This is a genomic window from Jiangella gansuensis DSM 44835 (genome assembly GCF_000515395.1).
In the GTDB taxonomy this organism is placed as follows: Bacteria; Actinomycetota; Actinomycetes; order Jiangellales; family Jiangellaceae; genus Jiangella; species Jiangella gansuensis.
Genome location: NZ_KI911782.1, coordinates 1191081 through 1209153, shown reverse-complemented (window position 1 = coordinate 1209153; position 18073 = coordinate 1191081). Strand labels below are relative to the sequence as shown.

Here is an 18073-nt window from a genome sequence, read left to right as displayed (position 1 = left end):
TCACCAGCCGCTCCACCGGCCTTCTAGGGAAGGGGAACGATCACGTGAGCAACGACCGCGCCATCACCATGCTGGGAACGGGACTGATCGGCGGGTTCTACGCCGCGGCGCTGCACGGGCAGCGCAGCCGGGACAGAATCCGCGTCGTCTACTCGCGCACCGGCGAACGTGCTGAGGCGTTCGCAGCCGACTGGAACATCCCTGAGTCGACGACCAGCCTCGAGGCGGCGATCCGGCATCCGGAGACCGACGTCGTGGTGGTCGGCCTCCCGAACCACCTGCACGAAGAGGCCATCGCACTGTGCGCCGACGCCGGCAAGGCCGTGTTGTGCACCAAGCCGCTGGGACGCAACGGCGAGGAAGCCAAGCGGATGCTCGACCTCGTCGAGAAGGCGGGCATCTTCGCCGGCTACCTCGAGGACCTGTGCTACACGCCGAAGACGCTCAAGGCGCTGTCCAGCGTGGCCGCGGGCGCGGTCGGGGACGTGACGTGGGTGCGGTCCCGGGAGTCGCATCCCGGCCCGCACTCGGCTTGGTTCTGGGATGGCCGCCTCACCGGCGGCGGCGCGATCATCGACCTCGGCTGCCACTGCATCGAGATCATCCGCAGCTTCATGGGGAAGGGCAACCGCCCGGTCGAGGTCATGTGCTGGACGGACACCTTCGTCCACCCGATCGAGGACGAGGACAACGCGATCGCGCTGATCCGCTTCGAGTCCGGAGCGGTTGGTCAGTTCGAGGTCAGCTGGACCTTCCGCGGCGGCTTGGACCTGCGGGACGAGGTCTCCGGCACCGAAGGGACGCTCAGGCTCGATCACTTCCCGCGGGTGGGCTTCGAGATGTTCACCACCGGGCGAAGCGGCGGGTACGTCGCCGAGAAGGCGGAAACGGACTCCGGCTGGCTGTTCCCCGTCGGCGACGAGGTGGTCGAACTCGGCTATGTCGACATGTTCACGGACATGCTGTCCGCGCTGGAGGAGGGCCGGGCGCCGCGTGAGACGTTCTATGACGGCTACGTCGTCAACTCGATCATGGATGCGTGTTATCGGTCGGCTCGGTCGAAGCGGTGGGAACCGATCGAGATCGACTGGCGTGGCGGCACGACACCGCGCATCAGCCGGGAGGCCGAGAAGCACGACGGCCTCACGGTCGTGAAGTCCGAGGTGCTGCCGGACGGGCAGCGGCGGATGATCCTGAAGGACGAGGACACGGGCGATTTCGTCGACCGCGTGATGACGTCGCCGACGTCAGCTCGGTGATTTGACGCTGGGTGCCGTGTACGGGTCCAGCAGACGCTGCTGGGCGTCGGTGAGGGCCAGGCGCACGGCACCCAGCGCGACGGCGTCGTCGCCGAGGCGGGACAGTTCGATGGGGGGCGCCACCAGCACGCGCCTGGCGAGATGCCGCCGCAGCGCGTCGAGGACGGCGTCACCGGCCAGGATGATCTCGCCGCCGACGATGACGAGTTCCGGGTCGATCGCCATCACGAAGGCCGCGAGCCCGCGCGCCATGAGTGCGCAGGCCTCGTCGAGCACCTGGAGAGCTCGTGCGTCGCCTTCACCCGCTGCGATGAGGACGGCCGCGGCATCCTGACTCTCGTCGTCGCCGAGGTGGCGGGCCCGGCGGAGCATCGACGCGGTGCCGACCGCGGACTCGAGCGGGCCGTGTCCGTAAGCCTGCACGCCCTGCGGTTGCTCCTCGAGATCCACGAACCCGATCTCGCCGGCCGCCCCGTGGGCACCGGGGTGCAGTTGCCCCCGTACCAGCACGGCGGCGCCCACCCGGGATCCCCACTGCACGAGGAGCAGGTCGTCGGCTTGGCTGCCGGCACCACGCCACCGCTCGGCCATGACGGCGAGGTTGACGTCGTTCTCGACGTGCACGGGGCAGTTGACGCTGTCGCGCAGCAGGCTGCCGAGTTCGAGAGAATCCCAGCCCGGCACGGACGGCGCCCGCACGACCGTGCCGCGGCGGGGGTCGACGATGCCTGGTGTCCCGACGCCTACGGCCGCGAGCGCGGACGGTGGAACCGCGGCCTCCGCGAGCACGTCGCGCATGGTCGCCTCGACACGTTCGAGCAGTTTGGTGCGCGCACCCGCTGTCGCGACGTCGCGCCGCCCGCTGGCGACGACGGTGCCGTTGAGGTCGGCCACCGTGCAGAGGACCCGGTTCGGGCCGACGTCGATACCGAGCACGTATCGTGCCTCGGCGCGGAACCTCAGCACGCGCGGCGGCCGGCCCATCCGGGGCTGGTCGAGTTCCAGTGCCTCGGCTTCCTCGACCAGTCCGTCCTCGACGAGGGTCGAGACCGCCGCGGTGACCGTGGGGCGGGACAGGCCGGTCGCTCGCATCAGTTCCGTCACGCGCGCCGTCCCGGCGTCCCTGATGGCGGACAACACTGCGGCGCAGTTCATCAACCGCAGCATCTGCGGCCCGCCACTTGGTCCGGGTTGGGTCATGGCATCCCCCTTGGCGGCACTTGTCCGGAATTAGTGACGATAGTTTCTTTACTAAGTGTAGGTAGTGCGGCCCGCGCATCTGGTGACCTCTGAATGACAACACACCGAAGAAGATGAGCCGCCGGCCGGCTCCGGGGCGACGACGACGCAGCGCCCGACGACGGCCCACGTGAGCCACCGCGGCCGGCCGGCCCGGACGGCGACCGCTGCCCGGGCGAGGCAGCGGTCGACATTCCCTAGTCCCGGGTTCGGGTGACGGCCGCGTAGAGCCAGGCGAGGCCGAGCACGATGAGGCCGAAGATCACCTGTTTGAACGCCTGAGGCGTGTCAAGGAACGTCAGCATGCTGGACAGCACACTGAGAATGAGCGCGCCGAGGATGGTCCCCGAGTAGCTGCCGCGACCGCCGAAAATGGACGTGCCGCCGATGACCGCCGCGGCGATGGACGGCAGCAGGAGTTCCTGGGCCAGTTGCAGGTCGATGGCGCCGGTCTGGCCCGCGATGAGGATCCCGGCCAACGCCGCGAACAGTCCGGAGAGGGCGTACGTGGCGATAAGCACCTGCCAGGTGCGCACGCCGGCCAGCCTGGTGGCGACGGGGTTGTCGCCGACGGCGTAGAGCATCCGGCCGAACCCGGTGCGGCGCAGCCCGACGATGATGATCGTGGCCAGGCCGGCCCAGATGAGTGCGTTCCAGGGGATCAGATCGCCGGCGAAGGTGCCGACGCCGAGAGTGCGCACGAAATCCGGTGTCGACGTGGCGTCGACGAAGACCGACTGCGCCAGCTGCGTGAGTACGCCCAGCAGGATGGTCGACATGGCCAGCGTCATGATCAGGGGATGGACCTGGAAGATCCCGACCCCCGCTCCGTTGACCGCGCCAGCGGCCGCGCCGACCAGCAGGCCGAGCACGATGGCCACGGCGAGGCTGCCGCCGGCCTGGGCGCCGACGACGTACGCCGCGGCCGTGGCGATCATGGCGACGGACAGGTCGATGCCGCGGGTGAGCATCAGCAGCGTCTGTCCGGCCGCCATGATCCCGAGCGGAGCGGCCAGCAGCAGGGTGTTCCGCAACCCGCGCAGACTGAGGTAGTTGGGTTCGATCACGCCGGTGGCCAGGACCAGGACGACCAGTACGCCGCCCAGGACCAGCAGCGGGTGGTCCACCAGAGCCCGTCGCAGCGACCGGCGCGGTGCCGAGCCCGCCGGTTCGGCTGCGGCCGCATGCTTCGGCGGGGCTGTGGTTGCTTGTCGGTCGGTCATGTGCGCCTCCGTCGACGCCATTCGAGGAGCCCGGCGGCCATCATCACGGCGACGATGAGCGCTCCGCGCACGATCTGCGCGGTGTTCGGGTCGATGCCCATGGCGGTGAGGACCGGGTTGAGCGTGAACAGCATGATGCCCGCGGCCGTCGCGCCGATGACCGAGCCCACGCCGCCGCCGAGCAGGACGCCGCCGAGCACCACAGCGGCCAGACTGTTGAGGGTGCCGTTCAGGGCGTTGACGAACCGCGGGTCGCCGGAGTTGGAGATCGCCACCAACGCGACACCGGCCAGTCCCGCGAACGCGCCGCCTACCGCGTAGGACCTGATCTTCGCCCGCCCGACGTCGATCCCGGACAGGAAGGCGGCGCTGGTGTCGCTGCCGATCGCGTACAGCGCGAGTCCCCGCCTGGTCCGCGTGAGCCACCAGGACAGGATGATCGCCGGAATCGCCAACGCCAGCAACGACGGCACATAGTTGGAACCCACCCCCGTCTCCGAGCCGGTGAACATCAGGCGCAGGCCGGGGCTGGTGCCGCCCCCGGGCGAGGAGAGCACGAGGAGAGCCAGGCCGGTGAAGATGAACAGCGTGGCCAGGGTGACGACGACGTCGGGCACCCCGGACCGCACGATGGTCCAGCCCACCAGGCCGTTGAGCAACGCCGATCCGACGACGACGCCGAGCCCGATGGCGACGGTCACCACGAAGGGCTGGCCTTCCATGAGCCTGGCCGCCACCGAGTTGGCCAGCACCATCAGCGCGCCGATGCCGACGTCGATGCCGCCGGCGATCACGATGACGGCCTGAGCGAGGGCGAGGAAGACGGTCGGGAGGCTGTTCTTGGCGATCGACGTGAGCTGGAAGTCCCCGAACTGCGGGATCAGCGTCGCGTACCAGACCAGCATGACCACCAGCAGCAGCCACACTCCCACCGTCCAGCCGTGCCGGCGAGCCTGCCGGCGGGCCACCGACCGGGCACGGTCGGCGCGCGTCCTCTCCGTGGTCGGGGCCGTCATAGCGTCGCCTTCCCCAGGCCATGGGCTGCGGCCAGCATGCTCGCCTCGTCGGCCGTGGGCTCGAGCTCGTCGACGATGCGGCCGTCGTACATGACCAGCACCCGGTCGCAGACCTGCGGGACCTCGACGAACTCGCTGGTGTAGTACAGCACCGCCGCACCGGCGTCGGCGAGCTCACGTAGCAGCCGGTAGAGCTGCTCCTTGGTGCGGACGTCGATGCCGCGGGTCGGGTCGAAACACAGCAGCGTGCCGAAGCCCGCGGCCAGCCAGCGGCCCACCGCGACCTTCTGCTGGTTCCCGCCGGAGAGCTGGCGCACCTCACGCTGTCCGCGGTCGTCGATCTGCAGCCGTTCGGTCGCCTCGGCGACTCGGTGCCGCTCGTCGCCGACCAGCCGGAACCACCGTGCGACCCGGTTGTACAGCGCCGAGGACAGGTTCTCGTGGAGCGAGCGTTGCGGCAGCAGCGCGTGCAGCCGGTCCGCGGGGACGAGCACCACTCCCCGGCGGACCATGTCGTACGGTGACCGCGGCCGCACCACTTCCCCGTCGACGACCACTTGTCCGCCGTCAGCGGGGAGGTCTCCCGACAGCACCTCGAACAGCCGGTCCTGGCCCTGCCCCTCCAGCGCGACCAGCCCCAGCACCTCACCCGCGGATACCGTGAACGACACCCCCTTCAGGTAGTCCAGCGAACTCAGTTCCCGCGCCTCGAACACCGCGCGGGCCGCCCCACTGGGACGGGACCGGGCTTCGGCGACGGCGCGCGTCGGCGCCGCCTCGCCGAGCATCGCCTGGACGAGGTCCTGTTCGGTGCCTTCGGCCGGCACCAGTGTCGCGACACGACGCCCGTCGCGCAGCACCGTCGCCTGGTCGCACATCCGCTGCAGCTCGCGCAGCCGATGGGTGATGAACAACACCGACCGGCCCCGTTCGCGCCACTGCGACATCAGCGCCAACACGAGTTCCACCTGGTCACCCGGAAGCGCTGCGGTGATCTCGTCCAGCAGCAGCAGTTGGGGATCGCGCGCCAACGCCCGCGCCAGATCGAACAGCCGCAGGACCGACAGCGGCACGTCCTTGGCCATTGCGGCCGGATCCAGCGTGCTGAGCCGCAGCTCCTCGAGCCATGGCCACACGTCGTCCGGGGTGAGCCCGACCAACGCCAGGTTCTGCCCCAGCGTCAGGTCGGGCACCACCGCCGGGTCCTGGAACACCGTCGCCAGGCCGGCGTCAGCCGCCTCCCTCGGGTTGCGCACCTCCACCGGCGAGCCGTGCACCTCCACCGTGCCGGCGTCGCGCCGGATCACGCCGGAGAGGATCTTGACCAGTGTGCTCTTGCCCGCTCCGTTGGCGCCCACCAGGCCGTGTATCTCACCCGGCCGAACCACCAGGTCGGCCGAGGAGAGGGCCACGACCCCGCCGTAGGCCTTCCTGACCTGGCGGACGCTCAACAGCGGCTGCCCGTCTACCGTCATCGCGTCAGTCCCCGGGACCGCGGCACTCGAGGACGTCCTCCTGGGTATAGGTGGTCCACGGCTCCAACTCCATCGTGGAGACGAACCCGGTCGGCAGGTCCGGCAGATGCAGCTCCTCGAGGGTGGCCAGGTCCTCGACGTTGTCGTGGACTTCGGGGGTCAGCAGGGTGTCCTGCGGGTGTTCCTCGGCACCGGTGAGCAGATCGACCGCTATCGCCGTCGCCACCCCACCAACCGGCGGCGGGTTCGTCACGGCCGCTCCGATCAGCCCTTCGTCCTTCAACTCGATCAGCTGCTCGATGAACCCGTTGTTGTCCGCGCCCACGATCGGCACGTAGGGGTGCCGGGCCGCCTCGAACTGCTCCACGACCGTGTAGTCGATGCCCGACGTCCAGATGCCGTCGACCTCGGCGGCCGACAGGATCTCCAGCGCCTGCTGCGCGCCCGTGGTCGGGTCCCAGCCGGTGTGCACCTCACGCACGACGTTGATGCCGGGATAGTCGGCGAGTGCGGCCTGGAACCCTTCATCCCTTGCCACGTCGGCCGGGTTGCCCTCGAACCCGCGCATGTACACCACGTCACCGGACCCGCCGAGCTGCTCGAACAGCCACCGGGCACCGAGCTCGGCATAGGCCACCTGGTCGTTCGTGACGTTGTAGGCAGCCTCCGCGGTGACCGCCTGATCCACCGAGATCACGATGATGCCCTGTTCGTCCGCCGCGGCGATCACGTCGTCCAGCGCCGTCCGATCGTGCGGGTTCACGATGATCGCGTCGACACCCTGGCCGATCAGTCCTTCGATGTCGGCGATCTGGCCAGAGGCATCGGTGTTCCGGTTGGCCAGGACCACCTTGTCCACGACACCGCTCGCCAGAGCCTGCGCCTGGATGGAACACACCATCTGCTCGCGCCACTGGTTACCCACCAAGGTGTTGCTCACGCCGATCGTGAAGGGGCCCTCGTCGGCGCCGCCGCCCTCCCCCTCCGCCGTGGCATCGCCACCGTCTCCACCGCATCCCACGAGCACGAGCGCCACGGCGGTGGCAAGGGTGGCGATGCTGAACGGTCGTCTGGTCGACATTGACCGTCTCCTTCCGTCGTTGTCGGGGTGGTCCGCGTCCTTCCGGGTCAGGTCCGCCAGCTCGGCGGCCGTCGCGGCCAGCCGGGGTTCCGGCTGGCCGGCGACGGACCGCTTCAGAGCAGGTGTGCGGACTTGATGTGCGGACCACCTCGGTTGTCCTTGCGACCGATGTCGCTCTGGCCTGCGGCACGGACGATCGCGCCGCGTTCTCGTTTGCTGATCACGCCGTCGGCCACCAGCTGGTCGGCCACCGCCTGAACGTGGCGGACGAACGCTCCGTGGTTCGCCCAGTCCCCGTCCTCGTCGATGCGGTCGTTGACGGTGCACCCGTCGTCGAGCGTGTAGTTGGGGACACCGCTGTCGACGTCACCGACCACGACGGTCTCGCGCTGGTCCGGCTCGGGGCACGGCCCCGCCTCGCCGATGGTGAACTCGACGGACTGCCAGTCCTCGACGTTGCCGGCCACGTCCACCGACCGGAACTCGATCGTGTGGGCTCCGACATCGGTCACGTTGATCGGGTCGTCGTAGACCGTCGGCTCTTCCGTGCCAGCCATCCGGTACTGGGTCTGCGCGACGCCGGACGTGGCGTCCCGCGCCTGCAGGGTCACCGTCACCGGACCGGTGAAGACGTCGCCGGCCTGCTCGCCCGCCAGGGACGCCGTGGTGGTCGCAGCCGTCTGATCGATCAGGAACTCGATCTCCTCGATCCCGGTCTCCACCGGCGGCTCACCACTGGACGGAGTCACCTCGAAGGTCGACACCATGCCGGCCCACGTCGTCGGATCGTTCGGATTCGGCCGGTTCGAATGCGGCGTGCAGTAGACGTAGAAGGTGCCCACGTCCGCCGCCTCGAAGTAGAACGGATCGTCCTCCCAGTCCGATCCCTCCGGACGAGACGCCAGGACCTGGCCGGTGTCGTCCGTGATCACCACATCGTGCGGGTAGCCGGGGACGTACTGGAACTTGATCGTGTCGCCTTGCCGGACGCTGAACTCGGTCTCGCTGAAACCGAATCCGCCCGCCCCGACGAGGATCTCCTTCTCGGCCGGTTCCCCGCCACCGTCGCCGGGCAGCACCGCCTTGTAGTCGATGTTGTAGACCCCGTCCGTGTCGAACGGCACCGGCTCGGTCCACGTCCGCCACTGGGACTCATCGGTCCTCGGGCGCCACTGCAGCACCGCGTCAGGGTTGTTCGACTCCAGGCTGAGCGTGACCGGTGAGACGTACCACCCGTTGGCGCCGTCGGGCTCGGCCGGCTCCACCGACGCGTCGACCGTCAGCTCCGGCACGCTCGTGAGGTCCTTGATCCAGACGTTGCGGAACTCCACGCTCTCGCCGGCGGCCTGACCTGCTGAGTGGTTCTGCAGGCCGACGTAGCCCTCGAGCGGCCGGCTGCCGTCACCGGTGTAGGTGGTGACCTCGGTGCCGTTGAGGATGACCCGGTACTCCTGGCCGATCACCTCGATCTCCATCGTGTTCCACTCGCCGATGGGGTTGGTGGCCAGCGGCTCGGCCGGCGCGAACTGGTAGACGGCGCCCGTCCGGCCCAGCGGGTTGTCGGTGGCCTCATAGATCTGGATCTCGTGGCCCTGATTCACCGGGTTCCACGGATCGCCTTCCGGGTCGGGGAAGCGGACGAACACGCCGGAGTTGTCGGCGGGGTCCTGGACCCGGAAGTCGACGCGCATGGTGTAGTCGCTGAACGTCTGCTGGTCGTACCAGAGCAGGCCCATGCCGCCGTGCGGCTGGAGCAGCCCGCACTCGTCGACCGCGAAGCCACCGGGGCCCGCCTGCGTCCATCCGTCGAGCGTCGCGCCGTCGTACAGCGGCACGTAGCCCGCGGGCGGTGTCTGCGGCTCCGGGCACCCGCCCAGCTCCTGGACCCAGATGTCGCGGAAGAACACGTTGTCCGACACCCGGTTGTTCTGCAGGCCGATGAATCCGGAGGCCAGGTCACGTCCCGAACCTTCCGGGTTCTCGTACTCGTTCACCAGCACGTCGTTGATCCACACCCGCACCATCGGGTCGTCGACCTCGATCTCCATCTCGTTCCACTCGCCGACGACGGCCGGGAACGAGGTCGGGCCCTGGAACGTGTAGATCGACCCGGTCTTGGAGCGGTCCGCGGCCCCGGGAGAGCCACCGGTGTCGTCGATCTGGATCTCGTAGCCCTGGCGCACTCCCACCCACGGGTCGTCACCGGGGTCGGGGAAGCCGAAGAACACGCCGGAGTTGTCGTCCTCGGCCACGGCCTTGAAGTCGACGTGCAGCCGATACGACTCGAACTCCTCCTCGTGCCAGAGCATCCCCAGCCCGGCTGGATCACCGATCGACTCCAGGGCACACGTACCCTCGCGGTCCCCGTCCGGGACAATCGCGAACCCACCCGGCCCGGCCTGGTTCCAGCCGGTCAGCGTGGACCCGTCCCACAACGCCCGGTAGCCCTCGTCGACCGGCTGTTCGGCGCACACCGGGTCTTCCGGGAGGCACAGCGAGAAGTCGCTGAACGTCGCCGTCAGCGGCGTCTCGATCGCGTTCGGGCCATGTGCGGCGAAGAAGCCGAACTGCGGGTTCTCGTACTGCGAGATCGGGGCTGCTCTCCCGACATTGACCCAGGTCGCGCCGTCGCGCGAGTACGCGGCGGACACGTCCTCACCGTTACTGGTGAGCCGGAGGTGGATCGTCGATGGCGCATTCGTGATGGTGGGGTTGTCGACGCCACTCTGATAGCGGATCTCCCCGTTCTGGTGGAACAGGTACTCGAACCGGCCATCGACCTGGCCGGCATACGCCGGGAAGAACGCCGCCTTGGTGAAGTTCTGGTCATCGCTGTAGATGATGAACCCGGCTTGATCGTGGCTGACCGGATTCGGCGGCAGCTCGAGCGTCACCTCGGCCACCCACCGACCGTCGGGGACCGGAGTCATGATCAGGTTCTGAGCCTCGGTGTTGATGTTGCCGCTCAGGTGATTGCTGATCATGTCGCCCTGGAGCATGTCGATCTCGAGGGCGCCGTCGACCTGCCGGTAACCCTCCGGGTTCTCGCGAACGATCGTCGACCACCTCTCACGGTCGAGTTCGGTCCCGGCGAAGTCGTCGCTCACGCATTCGCCGAGCGGCGGCTGGTCATCGTTGACGTAGTCGACCCGGTAGAGGCCCGCGTTCGGGCTGGCCCCGAAGGCACCGCCCTCGAGCACGTACAACGACCCGTCCGGCCCGAACTCGCCGTCCATGAGGCCGCGCCAGGTCTGACCGGGCATGAAATCGTCGATCGCGGTGATGGTCTCGTTCTCGTCGAGTTCGGCCGTCTTGATGTAACCGCGGTGGAACTCGAGGAGGAACCAGCGTCCGTCGTAGTGCTCGGGGAACTTGGTGTCGGACTCGAGGGTCTCGTCGTAGCGATACACGGGGCCCGACATCGGTCCACCAGCGCCGGACCCCATGTTCAGGAACGGCTCCGGAATCGGGTTGATCTCCTGAGCCGGCCATCCGACCCAGTTTTCCGGCCACCCCGCCCAACTCCTGGGGTAATAGATGGTCGCCGGCTTCACCGGCGGGAGCTGGTCGAGACCGGTGTTGTTCGGCGAGTCGTTGACCGGGCCGTTCTGGCAATCATAGAAATCGCCCATCGGCTCGTTCGTCTCGTAGTTCCACGGCCGATACGGGTAGTTGTTTCCGATACAGAACGGATACCCGAAGTTGGCCGCCTCCGACGTCGCCATGAACTGGTCGAAGCCCCACGGTCCGCGCTCGGTCCAGTCGCCCAGGCGGTCCGGGCCGTAGTTGCCGATGTGCAGCCGATCGGTCTCGGGGTCGATCGAGATCCGGAAGGGGTTGCGGAATCCCATCGCGAAGATCTCCGGCCGCGCCTTGCCGCCGCCGTCCTCGTCCCCGGTGAACAGGTTGCCTTCTGGAGTCGTGTACGTGCCGTCCGGCTGCGGCGTGATGCGCAGCACCTTCCCACGCAGGTCATTCGTGTTGCCCGACGTCCGGCGGTCGTCGTTGTACCAGTGCGTCGGCCGGCTGTCGAGCGGCGAGTACTGCTGGTTCAGGTCCGGCGGCGACTCGTCACCGGTGCTCAGGTACAGGTTGCCCGCGGAATCGAACTCCAGGTCGCCCGCCACGTGGCAGCAGTGCGTCTTGTTGTACGGCACCTTCAGCATGACGATTTCCGACGCCATGTCGAGTTCGTCGCCGACGACCTCGAACCGCGACAGGAAATGGTTGTTCTCGTCGCGGCTGGTGTAATACACGTACACCCAGCCGTTCGCCTCGAAGTCCGGATCCAGCGCCAGCCCCAGGAGACCTCCCTCCTGGTTCTTCGACCCTTCGAAATCAGGGTTGGGCGGCAGCGGATGGTCGTCGAACACGCTCAGCTCAGCCGCTACGGTCACCTCTTCGGTCTCCGGGTGATACACCCGGATCACACCATCGCGGCTGGTCATGAAGACCCGCCCGTCAGCGGCGATGTCCATCGACATCGGCTCCGGGACATCGGGAGTCAGCAGCACCTTCTCGAACTGGTCGTCAGCGGACAACTCCGCGAACGTCTGGTTCGTGTCCTCGTGGACGTCGGTCGTGTGCGCGGTGGCCGGTGCGCTGATCATGACTGACAACAGCAGGGCCGAGAACAGGAGTAACGATACGGATCGTTTTCCCAACACGTGTTCCTCCCGGGGTTGCCGGTTCTACGTGAATGGATCATCCGGACGGGTTGCGGGCACCCATCGCGTCGATCCCGGGACGGGTCGGACCGTCGTGATCGTCGGGCGGGGGCAGGCTGCCCCCGCAGGCTCGGGTACGTGGTGCCGAGCTGAGGGCGATCGGCAGGATCGTGCCCCTCAGGTCGTCGGTGTTGCCGGCGGTCCGCCGCGCGCAATGAGACTCGTGGCTGGGCCGCTCGTCAGGGGGAGTGCTGGTACCTCTCGAACGCGTGCGTGTGGTCGCCGGCCACGCTCACGAAGGCCGGCTTCGACAGCGGCAGTAACAGAAGCGGAGACGCAGATCGCTTGCCCAACATGAGCCCTCCCGGGGTTGCCCGGCTGCAGCTGACGTCACGTCCAAGACTTAGTAAAGAAACTATCGTCACTATCTGCGGGCGGCGTCAAGGGTTCTGATCAAATTAGTGCGAGTCGGACAGATCCCGCGCACTCCCGCTCGCGCCGACACCGCCGGCCCGGGCGCGACGTCAGTGTCCGCAGCGGGCTGGCCAACGATGCGACCCGCTGGCTCCTTCGGCCCACCCGGCCCGTCACGCGCACGCTGCCGGCGTGTCCGTCGCGCCGCCTTTTGCAATGAGCACCCATACGCACCATCTGTGCGCCGCCAGCTTCTCGGCCGTCGGCCGCCGCTCCGATGCCGAAGCGCCTGGTCTGCGAATCGGTCAGCTCGCTGTGGCCTGCCGCGCAACGCCGTGGCAAGCCCGTCCGCACGACGGGCTATCAGCGTGGTGCGTATGGGTGCTCATTGCAAAGGGCGGTAAAGGGTTACCTGACCTGCGGCGATGGCCGCGCCCCGAAGCGCGTGGCACCGCGGGCGACGCGCGCGTCGCCCTAGGGATCACGTCGCACTAGGGATACGGCCAGGAGTTCGGCAGACACCCGTCCAGCCCGTACGTCTGCTGCAGCATGACCGGCGCCACCTGGCCCGGGCCGGGGCACGGCACATGACCTTCGCCCAGCGCGTGTCCGACTTCGTGGTTGACCAGGTACTGCCGGTAGCCGGCGAGGTCACCGTCGTAGTGCGGAACGCCGAACGCCCACCGCATCGCGTTCAGGACCACGTTGTCGCCGTTGCGGCACGACACCTCCCCGTTGGTGCGCAGCGGGGCGCACAGGGCATCGGTGGTGTCGGGAGACGCGATCAGGATCCTGATGTCGCCGCCTGCCGGCACCCGCTCGAACGCGTGCCGTCCGCCGCTGATCCAGCTGCGGGGGTCCGCCAGCGTGGCGTCGACCGTGTCGGCCACCTCGATCGGGTCGAACGGCAGCCCGTCCTCGACCTCGACGGTGTAGCGCCGCAGGTCCGGACCGGCGCCCGCGCGTGCGCTCTGCCCGGGGGTGATGGTGAACGTGCCCGCACCGGCCTGCGGCACCTGCGGGGTGGGAGTCGGCGTAGGTGACGCCAGCGTCGACTCTGCAGACCAGGAAGCCGGGGGCGACGCGGCGAGCTTCACGACGGCCGGCGGTGGCTCCACACCGGCAGCGCCACCCGAGCCGCCGTCGTCGGGGACGATCGCCCAACCCGCACCGGCCAACGCGACGACCCCCAGGACGAACCCGGCCAGCCGCCAGGGCCGGCGTCCACGCAGCGCCGGAACCCGGCGCCTGCCCCGCTCCCGACGGCCGGCTCGACGGGCTGCGGGGACCATGCGGGTCATGATCTCACACGCGTTCTCAGAGAATTCTCAGCGCACAAGGGCCGCTTCGACAATGGACACAGGCGTGGCGGCAGTCAATAAACTGCGGCCATGCAATCGTTGTGGGACTGGCTCAGCGACCACGCGTGGGTGGTTGGCTGGGCCGGCACCGCATTGGTGCTCGGCACCATCGAGCTGACCACCCTCGACTTCGTGTTCCTCATGCTGGCCATCGGCGCCGCCAGTGGAGCGGTCAGCGCCGCGCTCGGCGCGGGATTCCTGGTCCAGCTGCTGGTCGGCGTCGGAGTCAGCGTGGCGCTGCTCGGCATCGTGCGCCCCATCGCCAAGCGTCGGCTGCTCAAGCCGACCCCGTCGGCGTTCGGAGCCGCCGCGCTGGTCGGCCGGAGCGGCGTCGTCATCGACAGGGTCGACGCCCACGGCGGGCGCATCAAGCTGGCCGGAGAGACCTGGACGGCACACAGCTACGACGGCCGGTCGGCCTTCGAATCCGGCGCCACGGTCACCGTGATGGAGATCCGCGGCGCCATCGCCCTCGTCCTGCACGAGAGTTGACGGTTCTCGCCTGCACAGCAGCGCAGTCAGCTCGCGGCGACGTAGCCCAGCAGGTCGGTCCGGGTGAGCACACCCACCGGCTTGCCGTCGTCGACCACCAGCAGCGCGTCGGCCGAGCGCAGCGTCTCGACCGCGGCACTGGCCGCCTCACCGGCGCCGAGCATGGGCAGCGCCTGCGACATGTGCTGCTCGACCTGGTCGTTGAGTGCGGCGGCGCCGGTGAACAGCGCGTGTAGGAGGTCGCGCTCTACCACGGCGCCGGCGACCTCCGCGGCCATGACCGGCGGCTCGGCCCGGACCACGGGCATCTGCGACACGCCGTACTCACGCAGGATGTGCACGGCGTCGGCCACGGTCTCACCCGGGTGGGTGTGCACCAGCGCCGGCATCGCGCCGGTCTTGCCGCGCAGCACGTCGCCCACGGTCACGCCCTCGACCGGCGGCAGGAAGCCGTACGACGTCATCCAGCCGTCGTCGAAGACCTTCGACAGGTAGCCGCGGCCGCCGTCGGGCAGCAGCACGACGACGACGTCGTCCGGCCCGGCCTGCTCGGCGGCTCGGATCGCGGCCACCACGGCGAGCCCGCACGAGCCGCCGACCAGCAGGCCCTCCTCGCGCGCGAGCCGGCGGGTCATCTCGAAGGACTCCTTGTCCGACACCGCGATGATCTCGTCGCAGACCCCGGTGTCGTAGGTGCTGGGCCAGAAGTCCTCGCCGACCCCCTCGACCAGGTACGGCCGGCCGGTGCCGCCGGAGTACACCGAGCCCTCCGGGTCGGCGCCGACGATGCGCACCCGGCCGCCGGAGACGTCCTTGAGATAGCGGCCGACACCGCTGATGGTGCCGCCGGTGCCGATACCGGCGACGAAGTGCGTGACGGCACCGTCGGTCTGCTTCCAGACCTCCGGGCCGGTGGTCTCGTAGTGCGACCGCGGGTTGGCCGGGTTGGCGTACTGGTCGGGTTTCCAGGCGCCGGGGATCTCGCGGACCAGCCGGTCGGAGACGGAGTAGTACGAGCCGGGGTCCTCCGGGGCGACCGCCGTCGGGCAGACGACCACCTCGGCGCCGTATGCGCGCAGGACGTTGCGCTTGTCCTCACTGACCTTGTCCGGGCAGACGAAGACGCACCGGTAGCCGCGCCGCTGCGCGACCAGGGCCAGACCGACGCCGGTGTTGCCGCTGGTGGGTTCGACGATGGTGCCACCGGGCCCGATGAGGCCGGCCTTCTCGGCGTCGTCGACCATGCGGGTGGCGATGCGGTCCTTCACCGAGCCGCCGGGGTTGAGGTACTCGACCTTCGCCAGCACGGTGGCCGGGACGTGACCGGCCACGGAACCGAGCCGGACCAACGGGGTGTCGCCGATCAGGTCGATGACGTTCTCGTAGTACTCCACGTCGCAGACTTTATCTCTCCCGCCGCCCGACCTCGTTGATCTTGGAGTTCTGGCGGCATCAAACGGACATATCGCCCGGAGTTTCCACGATTACTCCAAGATCAACGGGATGCGGGCAGGGGACGCCGCACGTTCGCTAGAGTCGGTGCGTGGCCGGCATGCTCAGCGCGCGAACCGCCCGTCGTATCGCCACCGCCGCCGCGTACGGCGGCGGTGGGCTCAGCGTCCTGGGGGCCAGTGTCTACGGCCTGCTCCGCCTGCAGGCATCGGTGGCGCGGCGCACCATCACCGGACGGCCGCTCGGTGGTCCACCGGACCCCGACGGCATCTACGGCACGGGCGAAGGCCCGCCCATCTCGTTCGTCGTCATCGGCGACTCCGCGGCCGCCGGCTACGGCGTCGAGTCCCCCGAGGAAACACCCGGTGCGCTGCTGGCCGCCGGACTGGCCGAGATCGCGCACCGTCCAGTCGCGCTGACCACGGTCGCCCAGGTCGGCGCGCAGACCACGGACCTGGCCGACCAGATCGACAAGGCGCTCGTCGCGGCACCCGATGTCGCGCTGATGATCGTCGGCGGCAACGACATCACTCACCAGGTCCGGCTCACCGACTCCGTGCGGCTGCTCGACGAGGCCGTCCGCAGGCTGCGCGACGCCGGCTGCGAGGTGGTGGCGGGCACCTGCCCCGACCTCGGGACCATCCGGCCCATCCGGCCGCCGTTGCGCTGGCTGGCCCGGCGCGCGAGCCGGCAGCTGGCCGCGGCCCAGACGGTCGCCGTCATCGAGGCCGGCGGGCGGACGGTGTCGCTCGGCTCCATCCTGGGACCGGAGTTCGAGGCCGCCCCCGGCGAACTGTTCAGCGAGGACCAGTTCCACCCGTCGTCGGCCGGCTACGCACACGCCGCCGCGGCCGCGCTTCCGTCGCTGGTCGGAGCGCTGGGACTGTGGGCGGCCGACGAGGACCGGCCGGAGCACGTCCGCGGCGACAGCGTGCTGCCGGTGTCGATCGCCGCGGTCGCCGCCGCAGACCACGCCGGCACCGAGGTCGCGGCCGCCACCGTCGCCGGGCACAGCCGCGGCCCACGCGGGCGCTGGGCACAGGTCCGCAACCGGCGCCGCCGGCCGCTGCCGGACGCCGCCGAGGCCCACCAGATGTAGGCCGGCGGCGTGTAGCCTGGAGTTACCAGCCGGTAACCCGTCCGAGGAGCCCGCCATGCCCGAGGCAGTCATCGTCGCCACCGCCCGCTCCCCCATCGGCCGGGCACTCAAGGGATCGCTGGTCGACGTGCGGCCCGACGACCTCGCAGTCGCCACCATCCAGGCCGCGCTCGACTCCGTCCCGGCGCTCGACCCCGCCACCCTCGACGACATCTACGTCGGCTGCGCCGAGCCCCGCGACGAGCACGGCGGCAACGTCGCCCGCCGCATCGCCGTCCAACTCGGGCTCGACGCCGTCCCAGCGGCCACGATCAACCGGTTCTGCGCGTCGTCGGTACAGACCGCCCGCATGGCGTACCACGCGATCAAGGCCGGCGAGGGCGACGCCTTCGTGTCCGCCGGCGTGGAGTGCGTGTCCCGCTACGCCGGCTTCGGCGGCGCCGGCGTCGACCCCGTCGAGACGCAGAACCCCGCGTTCGCCGAAGCTCAGGCCCGCACCGCCAGATACGCCGAGACCAACGAGACCTGGAGCGATCCGCGCGCCGACGGCCACCTGCCCGACATCTACGTCCAGATGGGCCAGACCGCGGAGAATGTCGCCACGTTGTGCGGAGTCAGCCGCGCCGACCAGGACGAGTTCGGCGTCCTGTCGCAGTCGCGTGCCGAGCAGGCCATCAAGGACGGGTTCTTCGCCCGCGAGATCGTGCCCATCACCCGGCCGGACGGACAGGTCGTCGACACCGACGACAGCCCCCGCCCCGGCACCACGCTGGAGAAGCTGTCCGGGCTCGACCCCGTCTTCCGGCCGGCCGGCACCGTCACAGCCGGCAACTGCACGCCGCTCAACGACGGCGCCGCTGCGGTGGTCATCATGTCGGACACCCGGGCCCGGGAGCTCGGCCTGACCCCGCTCGCCCGCATCGTGGCCACCGCGGCGTCGGCGCTCTCGCCGGAGATCATGGGGCTCGGCCCGGTCGAGGCGTCGCAGCGGGCGCTGGCGCGGGCGGGCATGACCATCGACGACGTCGACCTGGTCGAGATCAACGAGGCGTTCGCCGCCCAGGTGCTGCCCAGCGCCCGCCAGCTCGGCATCGACGTGAACAAGCTCAACGTGCACGGCGGCGCCATCGCGCTCGGCCACCCGTTCGGCTCCACCGGCGCACGCATCATGACGACGCTGATCAACGGCTTGCACAAGCGCGACGCCAGCATCGGACTGGAGACCATGTGCGTCGGCGGCGGCCAGGGCATGGCGATCATCCTCGAGCGGCTGTGATCGCCAGGGAGCCGCTACC

12 protein-coding genes are annotated in these 18073 nt (G+C 69.5%); 4 read left to right on the top strand and 8 right to left on the bottom strand.

Annotated elements, in window-relative coordinates; translation table 11 throughout:
• Positions 1–68 precede the first annotated feature (68 nt).
• Entirely contained in the window at positions 69–1259 is a 1191-nt protein-coding gene (locus JIAGA_RS0105995; protein ID WP_035813524.1) for a Gfo/Idh/MocA family protein, read from the top strand.
• On the opposite strand, the gene JIAGA_RS0105990 is transcribed toward JIAGA_RS0105995, so the two are convergent.
• The 7 genes from JIAGA_RS0105990 to JIAGA_RS0105955 form a co-directional block, all read right to left on the bottom strand.
• Positions 1248–2459 carry an ROK family transcriptional regulator gene (locus JIAGA_RS0105990; protein ID WP_035812150.1) on the bottom strand — a complete coding sequence of 404 codons (1212 nt, stop codon included), beginning with the start codon at positions 2457–2459 and terminating at the stop codon, positions 1248–1250. The two genes, JIAGA_RS0105995 and JIAGA_RS0105990, sit on opposite strands and share 12 nt — an antisense overlap.
• 236 nt (positions 2460–2695) lie before the next feature.
• Entirely contained in the window at positions 2696–3721 is a 1026-nt protein-coding gene (locus JIAGA_RS27850) for an ABC transporter permease (protein ID WP_084470209.1), read from the bottom strand.
• Positions 3718–4737 (bottom strand): ABC transporter permease, encoded by a 1020-nt coding sequence (locus JIAGA_RS27845; protein WP_051425775.1) that lies wholly within the window; start codon positions 4735–4737, stop codon positions 3718–3720. Before JIAGA_RS27845 ends, JIAGA_RS27850 begins: the two co-directional genes overlap by 4 nt.
• Positions 4734–6212, bottom strand: a complete 1479-nt coding sequence (locus tag JIAGA_RS27840; RefSeq protein WP_035812149.1) for a sugar ABC transporter ATP-binding protein — start codon at positions 6210–6212, stop codon at positions 4734–4736. Before JIAGA_RS27840 ends, JIAGA_RS27845 begins: the two co-directional genes overlap by 4 nt.
• 4 nt (positions 6213–6216) lie before the next feature.
• Complete coding sequence (locus tag JIAGA_RS0105970; RefSeq protein WP_026874963.1) at positions 6217–7293, bottom strand: substrate-binding domain-containing protein; 1077 nt, start codon at positions 7291–7293, stop codon at positions 6217–6219.
• Positions 7294–7406: 113 nt separating this feature from the next.
• Entirely contained in the window at positions 7407–11903 is a 4497-nt protein-coding gene (locus JIAGA_RS27835; RefSeq protein WP_084469503.1) for a 3-keto-alpha-glucoside-1,2-lyase-like domain-containing protein, read from the bottom strand.
• A 962-nt stretch (positions 11904–12865) separates the two neighbouring features.
• The gene (locus JIAGA_RS0105955; RefSeq protein ID WP_035812146.1) at positions 12866–13666 is read right to left on the bottom strand and encodes a DUF3152 domain-containing protein; all 801 of its coding nucleotides are present in this window, start codon (positions 13664–13666) and stop codon (positions 12866–12868) included.
• Positions 13667–13765: 99 nt separating this feature from the next.
• On the opposite strand from JIAGA_RS0105955, the gene JIAGA_RS0105950 reads away from it, so the two are divergent.
• Positions 13766–14227, top strand: a complete 462-nt coding sequence (locus JIAGA_RS0105950) for an NfeD family protein (protein WP_026874961.1) — start codon at positions 13766–13768, stop codon at positions 14225–14227.
• A gap of 26 nt (positions 14228–14253) precedes the next feature.
• Here JIAGA_RS0105950 and JIAGA_RS0105945 read toward each other — a convergent pair whose 3' ends face one another.
• On the bottom strand, positions 14254–15621 hold the full coding sequence (locus tag JIAGA_RS0105945; protein WP_026874960.1) for a cystathionine beta-synthase: 1368 nt from the start codon (positions 15619–15621) through the stop codon (positions 14254–14256).
• A 158-nt stretch (positions 15622–15779) separates the two neighbouring features.
• Between JIAGA_RS0105945 and JIAGA_RS27830 the strand changes: the two genes are divergently transcribed.
• Entirely contained in the window at positions 15780–16778 is a 999-nt protein-coding gene (locus JIAGA_RS27830; RefSeq protein WP_035813509.1) for an SGNH/GDSL hydrolase family protein, read from the top strand.
• A 55-nt stretch (positions 16779–16833) separates the two neighbouring features.
• Entirely contained in the window at positions 16834–18054 is a 1221-nt protein-coding gene (locus JIAGA_RS0105935) for an acetyl-CoA C-acetyltransferase (protein ID WP_026874959.1), read from the top strand.
• Positions 18055–18073 lie beyond the last annotated feature (19 nt).